Origin of the sequence: Enterococcus mundtii (assembly GCF_002813755.1) — a bacterium.
Classification (GTDB): Bacteria; Bacillota; Bacilli; order Lactobacillales; family Enterococcaceae; genus Enterococcus_B; species Enterococcus_B mundtii.
This window is the reverse complement of record NZ_CP018061.1, coordinates 1,989,832-2,008,317: the sequence shown is the minus strand read 5'-3', so window position 1 is coordinate 2,008,317 and position 18,486 is coordinate 1,989,832. Positions and strand designations below refer to the sequence as shown.

General features: G+C 39.1%; 16 protein-coding genes and 1 riboswitch. Of the genes, 12 read left to right on the top strand and 4 right to left on the bottom strand.

From position 1 onward, the window contains the following. Position 1 precedes the first annotated feature (1 nt). The 7 genes from EM4838_RS09460 (at position 2) to glyS (ending at position 8,441) form a co-directional block, all read left to right on the top strand. Positions 2 to 2,191, top strand: a complete 2,190-nt coding sequence (locus EM4838_RS09460) for an HD family phosphohydrolase (RefSeq protein WP_071866776.1) — start codon at positions 2 to 4, stop codon at positions 2,189 to 2,191. Between the two features lie 20 nt (positions 2,192 to 2,211). After that, complete coding sequence (gene ybeY, locus EM4838_RS09455; protein ID WP_010734960.1) at positions 2,212 to 2,688, top strand: rRNA maturation RNase YbeY; 477 nt, start codon at positions 2,212 to 2,214, stop codon at positions 2,686 to 2,688. After that, the gene (locus EM4838_RS09450; RefSeq protein WP_171845007.1) at positions 2,672 to 3,079 is read left to right on the top strand and encodes a diacylglycerol kinase family protein; all 408 of its coding nucleotides are present in this window, start codon (positions 2,672 to 2,674) and stop codon (positions 3,077 to 3,079) included. Before ybeY ends, EM4838_RS09450 begins: the two co-directional genes overlap by 17 nt. Before the next feature lie 13 nt (positions 3,080 to 3,092). Continuing rightward, positions 3,093 to 3,992 carry a GTPase Era gene (gene era / locus EM4838_RS09445; RefSeq protein WP_010734962.1) on the top strand — a complete coding sequence of 300 codons (900 nt, stop codon included), beginning with the start codon at positions 3,093 to 3,095 and terminating at the stop codon, positions 3,990 to 3,992. Between the two features lie 281 nt (positions 3,993 to 4,273). Next, entirely contained in the window at positions 4,274 to 5,077 is an 804-nt protein-coding gene (gene recO / locus EM4838_RS09440) for a DNA repair protein RecO (protein WP_019724240.1), read from the top strand. 375 nt (positions 5,078 to 5,452) lie between these two features. Further along, complete coding sequence (glyQ, locus tag EM4838_RS09435) at positions 5,453 to 6,370, top strand: glycine--tRNA ligase subunit alpha (RefSeq protein ID WP_071866777.1); 918 nt, start codon at positions 5,453 to 5,455, stop codon at positions 6,368 to 6,370. Position 6,371: 1 nt separating this feature from the next. Next, complete coding sequence (glyS, locus tag EM4838_RS09430; RefSeq protein ID WP_071866778.1) at positions 6,372 to 8,441, top strand: glycine--tRNA ligase subunit beta; 2,070 nt, start codon at positions 6,372 to 6,374, stop codon at positions 8,439 to 8,441. Between the two features lie 60 nt (positions 8,442 to 8,501). Here glyS and yidC read toward each other — a convergent pair whose 3' ends face one another. Both yidC and EM4838_RS09420 read right to left on the bottom strand, forming a co-directional pair. Further along, positions 8,502 to 9,440, bottom strand: coding sequence for a membrane protein insertase YidC (gene yidC, locus EM4838_RS09425; RefSeq protein ID WP_019723692.1), 939 nt, complete (start codon positions 9,438 to 9,440; stop codon positions 8,502 to 8,504). Positions 9,441 to 9,659: 219 nt separating this feature from the next. Next, positions 9,660 to 9,935 (bottom strand): acylphosphatase, encoded by a 276-nt coding sequence (locus EM4838_RS09420; protein ID WP_034687338.1) that lies wholly within the window; start codon positions 9,933 to 9,935, stop codon positions 9,660 to 9,662. Between the two features lie 108 nt (positions 9,936 to 10,043). Between EM4838_RS09420 and EM4838_RS09415 the strand changes: the two genes are divergently transcribed. The 5 genes from EM4838_RS09415 to EM4838_RS09395 all read left to right on the top strand — a co-directional run bounded on the left by EM4838_RS09415 (position 10,044) and on the right by EM4838_RS09395 (position 15,353). Further along, a complete protein-coding gene (locus EM4838_RS09415) occupies positions 10,044 to 10,805 on the top strand; it encodes a TrmH family RNA methyltransferase (protein ID WP_071866779.1) in 762 nt (253 codons plus the stop codon). 123 nt (positions 10,806 to 10,928) lie between these two features. After that, entirely contained in the window at positions 10,929 to 11,432 is a 504-nt protein-coding gene (locus tag EM4838_RS09410) for an HD domain-containing protein (protein ID WP_071866780.1), read from the top strand. 281 nt (positions 11,433 to 11,713) lie between these two features. After that, positions 11,714 to 12,370, top strand: a complete 657-nt coding sequence (locus EM4838_RS09405; RefSeq protein ID WP_071866784.1) for a FusB/FusC family EF-G-binding protein — start codon at positions 11,714 to 11,716, stop codon at positions 12,368 to 12,370. A 40-nt stretch (positions 12,371 to 12,410) separates the two neighbouring features. Beyond that, a riboswitch (Fluoride riboswitch) is annotated at positions 12,411 to 12,478 on the top strand. 51 nt (positions 12,479 to 12,529) lie between these two features. Beyond that, a complete protein-coding gene (locus EM4838_RS09400; protein ID WP_071866781.1) occupies positions 12,530 to 13,786 on the top strand; it encodes a voltage-gated chloride channel family protein in 1,257 nt (418 codons plus the stop codon). A 130-nt stretch (positions 13,787 to 13,916) separates the two neighbouring features. Further along, a complete protein-coding gene (locus EM4838_RS09395) occupies positions 13,917 to 15,353 on the top strand; it encodes an IS1182 family transposase (RefSeq protein ID WP_071868096.1) in 1,437 nt (478 codons plus the stop codon). 47 nt (positions 15,354 to 15,400) lie between these two features. On the opposite strand, the gene EM4838_RS09390 is transcribed toward EM4838_RS09395, so the two are convergent. Both EM4838_RS09390 and EM4838_RS09385 read right to left on the bottom strand, forming a co-directional pair. Next, complete coding sequence (locus EM4838_RS09390) at positions 15,401 to 16,603, bottom strand: YdcF family protein (protein ID WP_071867472.1); 1,203 nt, start codon at positions 16,601 to 16,603, stop codon at positions 15,401 to 15,403. 336 nt (positions 16,604 to 16,939) lie between these two features. Further along, positions 16,940 to 18,247: a serine hydrolase gene (locus EM4838_RS09385; protein WP_071867473.1), complete on the bottom strand. Its 1,308-nt coding sequence runs from the start codon at positions 18,245 to 18,247 to the stop codon at positions 16,940 to 16,942. Between the last annotated feature and the right edge of the window lie 239 nt (positions 18,248 to 18,486).

The window sequence follows — 18,486 nt, the reverse complement described above, 5'->3', positions numbered from 1 at the left end:
CATGTTGAACAAAATATTGCAGCAGCTTCAAGCGAAATTAGGGAAAGCTGCAGCACCTTTTCTCTTATTGCTTTTCTTTCTTTTGATGTGTGGGATCACGTTTAGCAGCGTGAAGCAAAAGCCCAATGATTTTAGAGAAGGACAAGTTGCGGAAGAAAGTATCCGTGCCAATAAAACGATTGAGAACACGGAAGAAACCGAACAAAAAAGGAAATTAGCAGCTGAAGCAGTGACACCTGAGTACACCTACCAAAGTGACCTAGCTTCGGAACAAGATCGTCGGATCAATCAACTGTTTGTTTTGATCGATCGTGCGAATGACACGATCGACAAACAATACGAAGAAAAAGTCAGTAAGGCAAAAGAAGATGAAAATGTACCAAAGCCAACAGTAGAAGAACGGATAGCCGCATTGAAACGAATATTCGAAAGTTCAAATGCGGATGATGTCGCGTTCTACCAAAAATTACCAAATAGTTTTTACTCAACGATCATGAATATGTCAGAAAGTGAAATTACGACGGTTCGTGATGAAAGCTTGAAATTGATTGACGAACAAATGAGTAAGCAAGTTCGAGAAAGTGATTTAGATAATTTTAAACAAGAAGCAAATGATAAGATCCAGTATTTGAATGTTTCGGCAGAACAACAAGAAATGATCCGCTATTTAGTCGATCAGGGCATTGTTGTGAATGATGTGTTAAATGAGAAACGAACAGAAGAATTGAAGCAAGAGGCACGTGACTCCATCCAACCCGTCATGATTTTCCAAGGGGAGATCATTGTTCGTGAAGGAAATCAAATCGATGCAGCGGCTATGAAAAAATTAGAATTGTTAGGTTTGACGAGTCAATCTACTTCGATTTTTCCTCTGGTAGCAATGATTTTAGCGGTGTTGTTACAAATTGGTGTGTTGTTCTACAATTCACTACAGTATAAAGATCTTTTCAAACGAACAGAGTATATACTTTTCTACGTAACAGCAATGTCCATCAGTATTTTATTGATGAAATTTTTCCAAGTCTTTCAAACAGAACAAGCGACTTACATTCCGTTACTTTACCCAGCAGCGTTTGTACCGCTAGTCTTGAACTTTTTCGTGAATCGAAGAGCGGGTATCATGGCTGCGTTGTTCCAAGCAGTTTCAGCGCTATTCATTTTTTACAATTCGATTGGTACGAATTTTTTGACTGTGATTTTGGTCTCGTACCTATTTGCCGGCTTTTTAGCAGCAATTTTAAAACGACAACGTATTTCAGAACAATGGTTCCCAGCAATCATGTGGGTCGTTGTCTTTCCGTTATTGATGGATGTCGTTTTAGTGGTTTATCAAGGCATGAGCTTTAGTGATGGCACCACTTGGTTGACACTTGTATGTGGCTTCATGGGCGCATTTCTGTCGTATTTACTGACGATTGGTCTGCACCCTTATATTGAGCTATTAGTGAATGATGACAGTGTGATCGTTCTAAATGAATTGAGTAATCCAAACCATCCATTATTGAAGCAATTGCTAGAAGAAGCACCGGGAACGTATCATCATAGTATGATGGTTGCGAATCTGAGTGCGAATGCAGTTGCTGAGATCGGTGGACGTTCGTTGTTGACACGTGTGGCTTGCTATTACCATGACATCGGCAAAATCAAACATGCCAGCTTTTTCGTGGAGAACTTACCTTCTGGTGCGGAAAATCCCCATAACTTTTTACTTCCTGAAGATAGTAAACAAATTATTTTTGGGCATGTGACTGACGGTGCGAAGATTTTAGAAGAGTACGATATGCCAAAAATGGTAATCGATATTTGTAAGCAACATCATGGGACGACTTTGATGCGTTATTTTTATATCAAAGCAAAAGAACGTAATCCAGAAGTAACAGAAGAACAATTCCGTTACCCTGGCCCTAGACCGCAAACACGGGAAGCTGGAATCGTCAATATTGCGGATAGTTGCGAAGCCGCTGTGCGAGCGATGGATCATCCAACCAGTGAAAAAATCGAAGCTTTTGTGCATAATTTGATTGAAGAACGGATTTCTGATGGTCAGCTTGATGATAGTGGATTGACACTCAAAGAAATCCGCAAAGTTGAAAAATCTCTTGTTAGTGGATTGAGCAGTACCTTCCACTCTAGGATCAAATACCCTAAGATGAAGTCTGAAGCAGAAAAAATGAAACAAGAAAAAGAATAGCAAGAAGGAAGCGATGACTAATGGATATTACATTTATCGATGAAACAAACACTGTATCTGAAACGAAAATCAAAGAAATTGAAGAATTGCTTCAATTTGCGGCAAAAAAACTTTCTTTATCAGATGAGACGGAAATGTCGGTGACCTTCATGGATAATCCGTCTATCCAAGAAATCAATCGTACGTACCGTGGCAAAGACGCACCAACAGATGTGATCAGTTTTGCGTTAGAAGATGAAGGTGAAGACGAGATCCCAGTGATTTTTGAAGAGGACGATGAGCCAATGCCTCGTGTATTGGGAGATATCATGATCTCAATTGATCGGGCAAAAGAACAAGCTGAAGAATATGGTCACTCCTATGATCGCGAACTAGGCTTCTTAGCCGTCCATGGATTTTTACACATCAACGGCTATGACCATATGACACCTGAAGATGAAGCGGAAATGTTTGGCTTACAGAAAGAGATTTTAGATGCTTATGGACTTAAAAGATAAAAGAGAAGAACAAAAAGTAGATAAAAACAAACATTTTTTGATGTCAGTGGAGTTTGCTTTACAAGGAGTCAAAACCGTTTTTGATGAAGAACGAAATATGAAGAAACATGTGGCTCTTGGGATCATTGCTTTGATCATGGGACTTATCTTTCAATTGGATCGGATGGAGTGGCTATGGTTGCTCCTTTCTGTCTTTCTTGTATGGATCGTCGAAATCATGAATACGGTATTTGAAAATGTGGTGGATATGTTCACAGACTTCCATTTTCATCCCATTGGCAAAAAAATCAAAGATATGGCAGCTGGGGCAGTGTTATTGACTGCTTGCTTCGCTGTGATCGTTGGGATCATCTTATTTGGTCCTAAAATCTATCAACTGTTTTTTAATTAAAAGGAGAGTAATTATGTCAGAACATAAATCTGGATTTGTAGCAATCGTCGGACGACCGAATGTTGGTAAATCGACGTTGCTCAATCGGATCGTTGGTCAAAAAATCGCGATCATGAGTGATAAAGCGCAAACGACAAGAAATAAGATCCAAGGAGTATATACGACTCCTGAAGCACAATTGATCTTTATTGATACACCAGGAATCCATAAACCCAAACATCGCTTAGGCGATTTTATGGTAGAAACAGCTTATAGTGCTTTACGTGAAGTTGATGCGGTACTATTCATGATCAGCGCCGATCAAAAAAGAGGAAAAGGCGACGATTTCATCATCGAACGCTTGAAAAATGTCCAATCACCGGTATATTTAGTGATCAATAAAATCGACAAAGTCCATCCAGATGAGTTGTTAGGGATCATTGAAGATTATTCCTCACAAATGGAGTTTGCCCAAGTTGTTCCGATCTCTGCGACAGAAGGAAACAATGTCGAACGTTTGATGGAGGTCTTAGTGGACGAAATGCCTGAAGGCCCGCAATATTTCCCAGACGATCAAGTCACTGACCATCCGGAGTATTTTATCGTTTCTGAATTGATTCGGGAAAAAGTCTTGTTTTTGACACGAGATGAAGTACCCCATTCAGTCGCAGTAGTCATCGATACGATGAAACGTAATGAGAACAATAAAATCCATATCCAAGCCACGATCATCGTGGAGCGTGATAGTCAAAAAGGGATCATTATCGGTAAAGGCGGTAAGATGCTGAAAGACATTGGAACAAAAGCAAGAAGAGACATTGAGAATCTACTAGGGGACAAAGTCTTTCTAGAGCTCTGGGTCAAAGTCCAAAAAGACTGGCGAGACAAACGAGTCTATTTACAAGACTTTGGTTATCGTCAAGACGAGTATTAAACAAGGTTGTGAAAGAAGCGTTCAGCACTGAGTAATAAGACAAGAAAATCGAAAATGGCTTTTTCATTTTTGATTTTATGGGCTTATTATTGAAGAGTTACTTTCGAACACCGGTTATCCAGTTATAGAAGTTAGAGGACAACTAAGTCATGGAAGCAATTAAGAGTCTGGAATAAAAGTAATAGTTACTTTTGTCTCGACTTCACGGATGCTCGCATGACTTTTTCCTTCTTTTCAATTTAAAAAAAGCAATCTACGTTAAAGTCAGAGGAGGGGTGACGATGAGTCAGCTTGCAGAATCAAAAGGAATCATCCTTTCTAGTCGCAACTACAAGGAAAAAGATAAATTAGTCAAGATATTTACAGAATCGGCAGGAAAAATGATGTTTTATGTCAAGGGGATCCATCGTCAAAATCAACCGATTGCACCCGCATTGTTGCCTTTTACGGAAGCAATTTATATTGGTCATTTTCATAATGAAGGCTTGTCCTTTGTTAACAGTGTAAAAGATGTCCACTCGTTTCGTAAGATACAAGAAGATATTTTTCTTAGCGGTTACGGGACTTATTTGTTGAACTTAGTGGATGCGGCGATCGAGGATCGGCAATATGATCCGAATCTATTTCAATTCACACACCAAGCACTGCAACGCATGGATCAAGGAGATGACCCAGAGATCATTACGAATATTTTTGAGATCCAATTATTGCAACGTTTCGGGATCTCGCCAGTTTGGACCCACTGTGCAGTGTGTGGAAAGACGCAAGGAAAATTTGATTATTCATCCAAATATGGTGGCGTCTTATGTGAAAATCACTGGGAGTTAGATCATCATCGGTATCACGCGGACCCACGTGCAGTTCACTTCGTACGGCTCTTCTCAGCAATCTCGTATGATCGCATCAGTGGGATCGACCTCAAAGAAGAAACGAAACAAAAGATTCGCCAATTGATTGATCTGTTATATGAAGAATACGTGGGCATCCATTTAAAAAGTAAAAAGTTTATTGATCAAATGAAAAGTTGGGAACATATCATGAAACCGACCAATGAGGCAACGAAGGAAAACCCTGCAGAGGAATGAAAAATTGTTTGAAACAATGGATTTTTTTCAAAAATATTTGACAAAGTACTGGGTTAACGTCTATTATAAAGCCTAGATAGTAACTATTGTTTTTTCAATAGACGAATGTCATTTATGAAGGATATTCAATATTCACATACGTACGATGATCAAGATCAGTAGAAAATCAAGTGGCACAAGCGAGTTCGGGAGAGTGTGAGCCGAATGCTAACGGTTTTTGAAGAGGCACTTGTGAGTACGATCAACGAAGCTGCCGAGTCGCTCGGAAGTAGGGTGGAACCGCGAAGATATTCGTCCCTATGTTTGTTTACGCAAACATAGGGACTTTTTTTGTTACTATTTTTGATTCTTGGTTAAGATGAAAGGGGTAATTATATGAGTAAGAAGCAAACAGTTCAAGAAATGATTTTGACATTACAAAAATTTTGGTCATCGAACGGTTGTATGCTGATGCAAGCATACGATACGGAAAAAGGGGCAGGTACAATGAGTCCTTACACATTTTTGCGAGCAATTGGTCCAGAACCTTGGAATGCCGCTTACGTTGAGCCATCACGTCGACCAGCTGATGGTCGTTATGGTGAGAATCCTAACCGGTTATATCAACACCATCAATTCCAAGTGGTGATGAAGCCATCACCAGAAAATATCCAAGAACTTTACCTGGAAAGCTTGCGTTTGTTAGGGATCGATCCGTTGGAACATGATATCCGCTTTGTTGAGGACAACTGGGAAAACCCTTCGATGGGGTGTGCCGGTGTTGGTTGGGAAGTCTGGTTAGATGGCATGGAAATCACGCAATTTACGTACTTCCAACAAGTCGGCGGTTTGCCATGTAAACCAGTCACTTCAGAAATCACTTATGGATTGGAGCGCCTAGCTTCTTATATCCAAGAAGTGGAAAGTGTGTATGATCTTGAATGGTCAGCAGGTGTCAAATATGGCGAGATCTTCAAACAGCCTGAATACGAACACTCAAAATATTCATTTGAAGAGAGTGATCAAGAATTATTATTAAGTAATTTTGATCGCTTTGAAAAAGAAGCGAAACGTTGTATTGAAGAAAATCTGGTCCATCCAGCATATGATTATATTTTAAAATGTAGTCACACCTTCAATTTATTAGATGCTCGTGGTGCAGTATCTGTGACTGAACGTGCTGGCTACTTGGCTCGCATTCGTAACATGGCGAAATCTGTGGCGAAAATCTTTGTTGCAGAACGTGAAAAACTTGGATTCCCATTGCTGAATAATCAATCAGAAAATCCAACGACTGTTAAGGAAGGTGAATAAGATGGCAAAGGACTTATTATTAGAAATTGGCTTGGAAGAAATGCCAGCGCATGTTGTGACACCAAGCATGAAGCAATTAGAAGAAAAAACAGCAGCGTTTTTAACGGACAATCAATTGACTTACGATGCAATCGAGACATTCTCTACTCCGAGACGTTTGGCGATCAAAGTAACAAATGTGCCGGAACGTCAGGCTGACAGTGAAGAAGAAGTGAAAGGTCCAGCGAAAAAAATCGCATTAGATGCTGAAGGCAACTGGTCTAAAGCAGCTCAGGGATTTGTTCGTGGGCAAGGATTGACGACAGACGATATCACCTTCCGAGAAATCAAAGGTGTGGAATATGTTTATGTGACGAAATATACTCAAGGCAAACCGGCGATCGAAGTCTTGACAGGATTGATCGATGTGATTAAAAGCATGACATTCCCTGTGACAATGCACTGGTCTTCCTTTGACTTTGAATACATTCGCCCGATTCATTGGATCGTGGCACTATTTGGGGAAGAAGTGATCCCGTTTGAATTTTTAGACGTGAAAACTGGACGTGCTTCTCGTGGGCATCGTTTCTTAGGTGAAGATGTGACATTTGCTCATCCAGCGGAATATGAAGAAAAGCTATCTGAGCAATTTGTAGTTGCTTCACCACAAAAAAGAAGAGCAATGATCATGGAACAAGCGACTCAATTATCAACAAAAAATGATTGGCACATCGATTTTGATGAAGATCTACTTGAAGAAGTCAATAATCTAGTCGAGTATCCAACTGTTTTTGCTGGTGATTTTGAAGAAAAATATCTGTCTGTACCGGAAGAAGTACTCGTGACTTCCATGAAGGAACACCAACGTTATTTTGATGTGCGAAATGCCGAAGGACAACTCTTACCACATTTCATCGCTGTACGAAATGGCGATCGTGTGAAGCTAGATAACGTTATTCGTGGGAACCAAAAAGTACTGACTGCGCGTTTAGAAGATGCGGAATTCTTTTACAATGAAGACAAAAAATTCCCCATCGAACATTATGTCAATAAGTTGAAATCAGTGACTTTCCATGAAAAGATCGGTAGCATATATGAAAAAATGCAACGTGTGCAAGTGATTGCATCTGTTATCGGTAAATCTGTCGGTTTATCAGGGGAAGAACTAGCTGCATTACAACGTGCCGGCGAAATCTATAAGTTTGACCTAGTGACGAACATGGTTGGAGAATTCCCAGAACTTCAAGGAATCATGGGTGAAAAATATGCGTTGTTGCATGGAGAAGATCCAGCAGTTGCGACAGCGATCCGTGAACATTATTTACCGATCGCCAGTGAAGGTGAATTGCCAGAAACAACGATTGGTGCAGTCTTGGCTATTGCCGATAAATTAGACAGTATTTTCTCTTTCTTCACTGTAGGAATGGTGCCAAGTGGTTCAAACGACCCTTACGCATTACGCCGACAAGCATATGGGATCGTTCGGATCATTGAAGCAAAACAATGGGCTTTCCCATTGGCACAATTACAACAAGAAGTGAATGCGGCAATCAATGAAAATCAAGAGCGTTTCGGGTTAGCTTTCGTTCAAGGAAGTGATGTGATCGACTTTATCAAAGGTCGTTTACGCCAACGATTGATGACAAAAGCCATTCGCCACGATGTGATCGATGCTGTCTTGAATGCGAAGGAAAGTAATTTGACAACCGTTTTTGCAGCTGCACGTCTATTGAAAGAACGTTTGCAAGATGAAAACTTCAAACCATCGATGGAAGCTTTGACGCGTGTGATGAACCTAGCGAAAAAAGCCGAAGAAACAACGAATGAAATTGATCCAAGCTTATTTGAAAATGAAGCAGAGCAAGCATTGTACGAAGCAGTTGAGAAAGTGAAAGCTCAGTTTGCGGAACGTACACTTAAAGAGAACTATGAGCAATTAGTCAGCTTAAGACCAGTTATCGATCAGTATTTTGATCAAACGATGGTCATGGTCGAAGATGAAGCTGTCCGTAACAACCGTTTAGCACAGTTGCAACAAATTGCTGACATGGCATTAAGTATTGCTAGTCTGGATCAAATCATTACAAAATAAGACGGATCAAGTGAAAGCTTGAAACAAAAAAAGGTTTGGGATGCGAACATCCCAAACCTTTTATTTTTTACGTTGCTGTTTACCGGCATTTCGACCGTTAGCATTTTTCTTGGTTGCTTGTGTATTGATTTTTTTCGTTGTTTTCGTCGTTTCTTCAGGTGTCACATCTTTGCGAGGTGTCACGACTTGTTTCGGTGGATTTTGTTTCAATTCTTCTGCGACCTGTGCTTTTAAGCGTGGCTTCATGATCACATTGGTGATGAATGTTTGTAGACAACTAAAGATACCACCGACTACCCAGTAAAGGGTCACTCCCGCAGGAGCACTGATCGACATGAAGACGATCATCGCAGGTGAAACGATCAACATGGTGCGCATCGTTTTTTTCTGTTCTTCAGGAATACCGATCGTTGAGATATACCCTTGGATAAGGTAAGCAATCCCGGCAATCGCAACTAAGACCAAACTTGGATTCCCTAAATCGATCCCATAAAAAGTCGATTCACGGATACCCTCTGTATAGCGAGCAGTGAAGTACAGTGCTGAGAAGATCGGCATTTGGATCAATAAAGGTAAACAACCGATTCCGCCAGTCATACTTAACCCATTTTCGCGATACACTTGTTGCATCTCCGCTTGCGCAGCCATTTGTTCTTCACGAGTCGTTGCCGCTTTTAGTTTTTCTTGGGCGGCACTGACTTGAGGTTTCAATGCTTGCATTTTTTCAGATTGGATCATTGTCTTTTTCGATTGACTGATTCCTAAAGGTAAAATGATGATTCGCACGATCACAGTCATCAAGATAACAGCCCAACCGTATGACCAGTTGAAATTCTGCACAAGATATGTAATCGCTTGTCCCATAGGATGTACTAATACGCGATAGACGATCCCAGATGTATCAGGGTTTCCTTCAGAGTCCATTCTGACACAACCAGATAAGAAAAGTAAGAGTGTTACAAGACCAGAACCTAGTAACCAATTTTTCCATTTATTCATAAAATACTTCCTCTTTTAAAATTTTTACACAAGCTTAACTATACTAAAAATATGAGAATAATTCAATGAACTTCATAGAAAATTCAAATAATTCCCCTAAGTTTAGCCAATTATGTGAGGGACAGGGAAGACCAGTAAAAGAACAGACAATTGAAAAAAATCATCTGTCAGTAGACGGCAACAACGACTTTCTTCATATGTGCGTTCAAGAAGAGAAATTTAGCCAATTACATCAAATTTCTTTCGTTCTTCCATCATCGGATGTTCTTGTAAGTCGACATATTGGACACGACCACTGGGACTAGGTGATTGCTTGACTTCTTTGATGAACTGATCGATGGTTTCCTCCTCACCAGCGGCTTCGATCGTCACCGAACCATCTTCTTCGTTTTTAACTGTTCCTGTCACGCCTAATTGATCAGCTACTATTTTTGTCATATAACGAAAACCTACACCTTGGACACGCCCTTGAACATTCATTTTAACTTTTTTCATTTGAAGCACCACTCTTTCCTCTATTTGATAAATTTATGATAACGATTTTTTATAAAACTAACAAGCCCAACGATTGATTCCATGCTATAATGAAGTGAGGTGGAAAACGTGAAAAAAATTCAATCAGCAAAAAATCCTAGAATCAAAGAAATAAAAAAATTACATAAAAAGAAGCACCGCGAAGAAGGACAGGAGTACCTGCTTGAAGGGTTTCACTTGATCGAAGAAGCTGTGAATGCCAAAGTCATACCTAAAGAGATCTTTCTGACTGAAAGAGGCTGGTCAGAATGGGGGACATGGGTCGAACAACACACATTGGATTGCTTTTTAGTCACGGATGAGGTGATGGCGGTGATCTCTGATCTACCAACACCACAAGGAATCGTGGCAGTGATGCCGTTAGAAGTTAGCCAGGTGTCAATAGATACAGGAGGCTGGTTGCTTTTAGACAATGTCCAAGATCCTGGAAATGTCGGAACGATGATCCGAACAGCAGATGCGTTTGGTTTAGCAGGTGTGATCTTAGGGAAAGGTTCAGCTGATATTTATAGCACCAAAGTTTTAAGAAGTATGCAGGGAAGCAATTACCATTTACCAGTTATCTCACAAGAGTTAGACGCGCTCATTCCTGAATTGAAAGAAAAAGGATTTGCGATATACGGAACAGAACTCAATGAAGAAGCTGTTTCTCTTCCAACCGTCGTACCAACAAAAAATTATGTGATCATTATGGGAAATGAAGGGCAAGGTGTGCGATCAGAACTATTGGCGCTAACTGATAAAAACATCTATATCCCAATGAATGGTCATGCTGAATCATTGAATGTCGGTGTAGCTACGGGCATATTGTTGTATCATCTTTCTTCTTGATTAAGGAACTATTAAGCTTTTTGGATTTTTAAACAACCTCACTAGAATATTCCGAACATGAATGATATACTATGTACAATTTCAACGATAAATGAAATTCAAAAAGGTGGCAGATCGAAAATTATGACAGAAAAATGGCGTGAAGACGAAGAATACATGTCTTATATCGAAGATCTATTAGAAACAGAAGCAGTACAAAAATTAGCTGATTATATCCAACATGTACATTCGACAAGATTGGAACACTCGATCAGTGTTTCTTATCATAGTTACAAATTAGCAAAAAAATGGGGGGGAGATGCAAGAGCTACTGCACGTGCAGGACTTTTACATGACCTATTCTATTATGACTGGCGTACAACAAAATTTGATGAAGGCACACATGCGTATGTGCATCCTAGGATCGCTGTGAAAAATGCAGAAAAGATCACTGAACTTTCTGATTTAGAGCGCGACATCATCTTGAAACATATGTGGGGGGCAACGATCGCTCCACCAAAATACAAAGAAAGCTATATTGTAACATTTGTTGACAAGTATTGTGCAGTGAAAGAAGCGGCGCAACCAGTAACAGATACAATGAAACAAAAATGGCAACGATATTTTGGAAAAGAACAGTCGATCTAACTATTTGACCAGCCGAACGAAAACAGTCGAAGGTCCCGATCATGGGAAACCTTTGACTGTTTTTTTGTGGGAAAGTAGTTGACGAAACAAGTTTTATAAGGTTAACTCTTTATTAGGTGAATGTACATAGATGAAAAAAAGCATAAAGGGGGTGATGATAAGATGCCATACGTATCTTATTTAGCAGAGTTCAAGGACTTCAGTTATTAAGCTTACTTTGTTGAAGGACTCTTTTTTCTTCAAAGTAGCTACTTTTGAAAGAAGAAAGGACTCAAAAAATCATGGAAACAACAATCAAAACGTATCAATATTTCTTTATCAAACGAGAAATCGAGCAACTGTTAAATGTCTATCATTCAGTGAATGATAAAAAAACTGTCGCAACTGTTCAAGCATTAGCCACAGAACGAATCAACGAGGTAGTAGAAAATGATCCTAATGTAATCGCCTTACTTGAACCATTTGTGAAGCAAATCATGGACACAAACTTGAAAAAAGAAAAAGCGATAGAATTGCTCGAACGTTTAAAAGAACATGTTGCGCCATTCAAGCAACCATCAAAAATCCAAGTGGAAAAAATATTCCGAAAAGTGAAAAAGCTGAAACACCCAGATTGGCAAACATTGGATCTTAAAGAGCATACTTATGTGGGCTGGAATGATCCAGGAACACAGAAGAAATATCTGCTTTATTATGCAGATGAGCGGCTACAAGGTGTCCATGGCACACTTTCTCCGACGATCATCAAAGGAGTGTGCGCGATTTGCCATAAGACTTCGAGTGTTTCGATGTTTCTTTCTACGACAAAATCAGGATCAGATGGCACGTATACTAAAAAAGGAAATTACATTTGTCATGATAGTGATCAGTGCAATCAGCAACTAGTAAAGCTGGCACCATTCTATGAATTTACAGACATCGTGAAGAAAGAAAAATAGCGCCATTGTTTTTCTTGAGAATGTATGATAGACTTTCTGTAAATGAATAGGTGATGGTGTTCGCCTTTAAATGTCGATCGATAGATGACTAATGACGCCTACTAAAAATCGGAGAATCCGTTTTTTTAGTAGGCTTTTTTTGTGGGGAGGAATAGAAAAATGGATCAACGTTTACTTAGTCCATTCAGAGTAGGAACATATATGTTGAAATGGTTAGTGATCACTGCTTGTTTAGGCGTACTAATGGGAGGACTTTCCGCTTTTTTTCTAAATAGCTTAACCGTGGTGACGGATTTACGAGAAGCACATACTTGGTTATTGTATCTATTACCCGTTAGTGGGGCATTATTTGCATTTCTTTATCAACGATACGGTGGAAATGCCAGTCGTGGGAATAATCTGGTCATTGATCAAGGGAATGGTGGGGAAGAAAAAATCCCGCTCCGATTGATTCCTTTAACGCTTTTCGGTACGATCACGACGCATCTCTTTGGCGGTTCTGTCGGCCGAGAAGGAACAGCAGTCCAAATGGGTGGCGCTTTAGCTGAAAATCTAGCAAGAGGATTAAAATTGAGTTCTATCGAACGAGAGGTGCTGATCATTAGTGGGATCAGTGCGGGATTTAGTTCAGTGTTTGGGACACCTTTAGCAGGCACATTGTTTGGACTTGAAGTACTAGCGATCGGAAAGATGCGAACAGAAGCAATCTTTCCCAGTTTTTTTGCTGCTTTATTTGCTAATTTTGTGACGGAAATTATTGGTGTCACGCATATCCATTATAAGATGGGGGAAATTCCAGGGTGGAGTCCTGCTCTATTTGGCAAATTGATGGTGGCGGGTATCGCATTTGGCGTGATTGGTTGGGTCTTTAGTCGTTCGATCGTCTTTTTGAAAAAGTGGTATCTGAAATGGTTCAAACATCCAATCACTAGAAATTTTATTGGTGGAGGAATTGTCGTAGTTGTTGCACTGATTTTACAAACACAACGCTACTTAGGACTTAGTTTACCTTTATTGCAAGATGCATTTGCCGGAAAAGCACATGCCTATGATTTTATCGGAAAATTGGGATTTACTGTCCTTTCATTAGGCGCTGGCTATCAAGGTGGGGAAGTAACCCCTTTGTTTGAGATTGGCGCAACTCTAGGGGCAACTTTAGCGCCCATCTTGCATGTTTCGATTCCTTTTCTAGCTGCATTAGGATTTATTGGTGTGTTTTCTGGAGCGACGAATACACCAATTGCTTGTTTTGTTATGGGGATCGAATTATTTGGAGGAGAAGCAGCTAGTTTCTTTTTTATGATTTGTTTGATCAGTTTCATGTGTTCAGGAAATAACGGAATCTACTCCGCACAAAAAGTAATGATCAAAAAAGGGATTTTATTTTTACCAATGAAAAAAGATCAGAGAGAATAGTTTACTGATTGAAAGAAAAAAAGAAGTTGCATGAAACGCAACTTCTCAGATTGTAGACAAAGTACTTATTTATAGTGCTTTGTCTTTTTTTATACGTTAAAATAAAACTATGAATTGGAGGTGTAACCCGATGCTCTCAAAACAAGATATGAGTAAGCGTGCACAGATGGGCTTTTTTGCTCTTGAAGACTTAGTTCCCCAAGACCATTTATTACGACAAATGGATCAATTTATTGATTTTTCTTTTATTTACGATTTGGTAAAAGATAAATATGATGAAACCCAAGGACGGCCAAGCTTAGATCCCGTTCTTCTAATTAAATTACCGATGATTCAATATTTTTTTGGTATTAAAAGCATGAGACAAACCATCAAAGAAATTGAAGTGAACAACGCTTATCGATGGTTTTTGGGGTTAGGTTTAGAAGATGCAGTTCCTCATTTTTCTACATTTGGTAAAAACTATACGAGACGGTTCAAAGGAACCACTACATTTGAACAAATCTTTTATGAGATTTTAGCACAATGTATGATGGAAGGAATCGTTGATACCTCTGAAGTTTTTATTGATGGGACGCATATTAAAGCACATGCGAATCGAAACAAGAAAGAATCCGTCGAAGTGATGGATCAAGCCTTCTTTTATACGGAAAAATTGACAAAAGAAATTGAAAAAGATCGAGAAAAACGCCTAAAAAAGCCCTTAAAAGAAACAAACGCAGAAACTAAAATAGCTATGAAAAAAACAAGTACGACTGATCCCGAAAGTGGTTGGTTTCATAAAGGTGAGCATAAAGAAGTTTTTGCTTATAGCGCACAAGTAGCATGTGATAAAAACGGCTGGATACTAGGCTATACGACCCACCCAGGAAACTTACATGATAGTCGTACGTTTATTACTTTATTTAGAAAGCTCAAAGGAGCTTTTACTCTAGATAAATTGATTATGGATGCTGGGTATAAAACGCCAGCAATCGCTCAATTACTTCTCGAAGAGAAGCTGACGCCTGTTTTCCCTTATAAGCGACCCATGACGAAAGCGGGTTATTTCAAGAAGAACGACTATGCCTACGATGAATATTATGATTGTTATATCTGTCCTAATGATAAGATCCTCACTTATTCGACAACGAATCGAAAAGGATATTTAGAATACAAAAGTAATCCAGAAGAATGTAAAAATTGTCCTGTTCTATCTACTTGTACAAATTCAAAAAATCATACAAAAGTAATCACCAGACATATTTGGGCGAAAGCAATCGAACGATGTGAGGAAATACGTCACCAAAGAAATTTTAAAGACCTATACAGAAAAAGAAAAGAAACAATTGAACGAATTTTTGGTACAGCAAAAGAATTTCACGGATTACGTTATACGAATCAAATAGGAATTGAAAAAATGCACATGAAAATTGGGCTTACTTTTGCCTGCCTAAATATGAAAAAATTAGTAAAAATCAAAAAAGGCAGAGCAAGAAAGGAGTGTTTTTCTTTAGAAAAACAAAGCTATTTCTCTTTAATTATTGAAAACATACATATAAAAAAGACAAACCTCATTTTTACATAAGGTTTGTCTACAATCTGAGAAGTTGCATGAAACGCAACTTCTTTTTTTTAGGCGATAAGTGTGATCAAAGCTAGCAATCCAGTCAGTCCAAAGATAGTACCACATACGATCATGTGACGTTTTTTGTGCAACATCAAGATCGCGATATATTCTCTAAGAAAAGCATTCGGCAAATAATAAAAGGCTGTTTTTGCACCAATACCATTGGCTTTTAACTGTGCTTGCTTCGCAAAGAGTCCTGCACGGAAAATGTGGTAATTATTTGAACTGAAAATCGCACGATAAGCGCCACCGCCAGATTCACGATCCATCAATTCTTTAGAGAAACGCATATTTTCTAAAGTGGTTGTTGAATTTGTTTCAACTAAAATGTCTCGCTCCGGAATCCCTTTTTCCAAGGCATAGTTTTTCATGGCAATTGCTTCTGGTAACTTTTCGTCTGCACCTTGACCACCAGACATCAAAAGAATCGGTGGATTGAGCGTAGCATGACTTTGGGCCCAATAAAAGGCAATCGCTTTGTCGATCCGTTTAGCTAGCAGGGGAGAAACACGTTCCCCGTTGATCAGGCCTGCGCCTAATACAATAATATAATTCTGGTTATAACGTGGTCGGTTGAACTGATATAAGAAAGAGACAGTCATAAAATTATAGAAGACAATAAACAGATAAATCAAGATGACTGCTATACCAGAAAGAAGAACATTGATCCACGCTGGCAAGTAATTGATTAAAAATACTGTGGCAACTATATATAGTGTTAATGCAATCCCTAGTAGTAAAGTCAAAAGATTAGCCAGTGAACGTGATTCTCTTTTTAAGACGATGATGCCATTCCAAATGAGAAAGACGACCAAAATATATATACCAAATAGTAAAATCAATAGAGCAGGTACTGCAATCAAAGCAAAAATCCCACCAATAAAGATATTCTGCGTCTCAAAAAGCAAGAGTAATAAATAAGCGCCGAAACTAATCAAAAATAAATTGAAGATCAAACCATTCAGTAGTCGCCTTTTTTCGGTAAAGTAAAAAAAAGCAAAGATACTGAAAAAAGCGAGAGGGATCAAGAAATAAAAACTCGCATAAAAGATCTCTAATACAATGAAATACGTAAGCATCAATGCGAATGTCCAAGTACCACAATAAAAGAATAACGCTGGATCTTTTTGTTTCCTGCGCCAGGTGATGATCCCAACCATCCCAATGATATAGAGAATCGAAAAAATCAAATCTCTTGTTAAATTCATAATACCAACTCCTTTTTCTAATCGTGGAGTCATCACTGCGAATGAAAAAGGAAACAGCTGATTAACAGACTAGTGATGATTATTCAACACGAACTGATAGTGTTACTCGCCCCTCATAGACCAACCCTACAAGTAACAATCTACCATCTACAGTATAACGAAAAATTTGTAAAAATGCTGTTATAAAAAAAGAAAAAATAGAAAATACATTTATTTTCTGTAAGAAACAGAAAAATACCCAAACAGTAAAGGTTGATGGCGTCTCGTCGATTCGTGAAGAAGAGCCAGCTTTGACTGTTTGGGTAAGTAGTTGATCTAACTATTTGGAATTTTTATTTAGAATAGATTACTGAAAAAATTAGTGACATTGCGCCAGCCAATCACAAAGATGTTCGCTTTTTCCACCGAACTAGCAGTGATGATGTCTGTGCTTGGAGAGGCACCATCTTCTAAGTAACCCAATTGATCATCAGCTAAAGTGATGGTGGCTGTGCCAACCTTTGTGCCTCTAACGATCGGTGCTTCAAGTTCATTATCCTTTACCTTTGTTTCATTGATCTTAGGTGTGATCGTCAATTGACCCGTATCCATATCATTTCTGACCCAGACACTGACTGGGCTTTTTAATACGACATTGACAGAAGTTTCTTTTCCGTTTTTCACATCGATCGATTTGAGTGAAGGAATGCTTGCGTTTGCTTTACCGATTTCTTTGACTGACCAGTTATCATAGCAATAATCCATCAAGCGAGCCGTCTCGGTGAAGCGAACGCTTGGGTTTTGCTCATGACCTTCAGCATTCAATATGACTGTAATGATGCGTTTGCCGTCTCGTTCGATGGTACCGACAAAACAAGCACCAGCAAAATCAGTTGTTCCAGTTTTTAGTCCATCAACGCCTTCTTTGAAGTTGATAAAACCTGGAAGCATCCAATTCCAATTGACCATTTCCACCGGGGATTGTGTGTTTTCACCAAACATTTTTGTTGCAGTGCTCGTCACTTCTAGTACCTCAGGGAAATCGAGTAACAGGTGACGTGCGATGATTGCTACGTCTTTTGCGGACATTTGATTTTCATCTGCCTCGCCAGTCCCTTCTGGACGATTTGCGCCAAGGTAAACATTGTTCAACCCAGAAACATTGACGATCGTTGCATTTTCAATGCCCCATTCTTTTAACTGGTCATTCATGACAGTCAGAAATGCTGTTTCACTACCAGAGATCTTTTCAGCTAAAGCGACCATTGATGCGTTGGCTGATTGGATAAAGGCAGAGTCAAAAAGTTCTTTTACAGTATAGGTATTCTCCTTATGTAAGGGAACATTCGATAAATTAGGTGCGATGCTTAATGTTTCAGCATAATCGGAGATTGCCACTTCATCATCCCAAGATAATTTTCCTTCTTTGACTTGGTCAAGTACGATGTACAACCCGATGATTTTTGAGATTGACGCGATCCCCATTGTTTTTTCTCCGTCTTGGTCGTATAAAATTTTTCCGCTTGTTGCATCCACAGCAAAGGCTGCTTGGGAATTCACAGAAAATGCTTCATCGGCCTGTACGGATAAAGTTGGCAAGAATGATCCTAACGTCAAAAGAAGCGTTGCCAACAGTAAAGCGAAATGTTTTTTCTTAGTGCCCATGTCCAATCTCCTTGTTTTTTAATTTGATTTGCTACAAATTAAAATTTTATCAGAGAGTGTGCGTAGTTTCAATCTTTCTGAAAAAAACTTTAGATAAACCAAACGAACACAAGAGGATAGTTAGCGTTGATTCTTTTTGACTCGCACAGGTTGAGCCTCGGGTTCATTTAGACGAAAGGCAGTGAATACAAATAGAGCAGTCATACATAGTAAACTAAATATCATCAATAATTGCATAA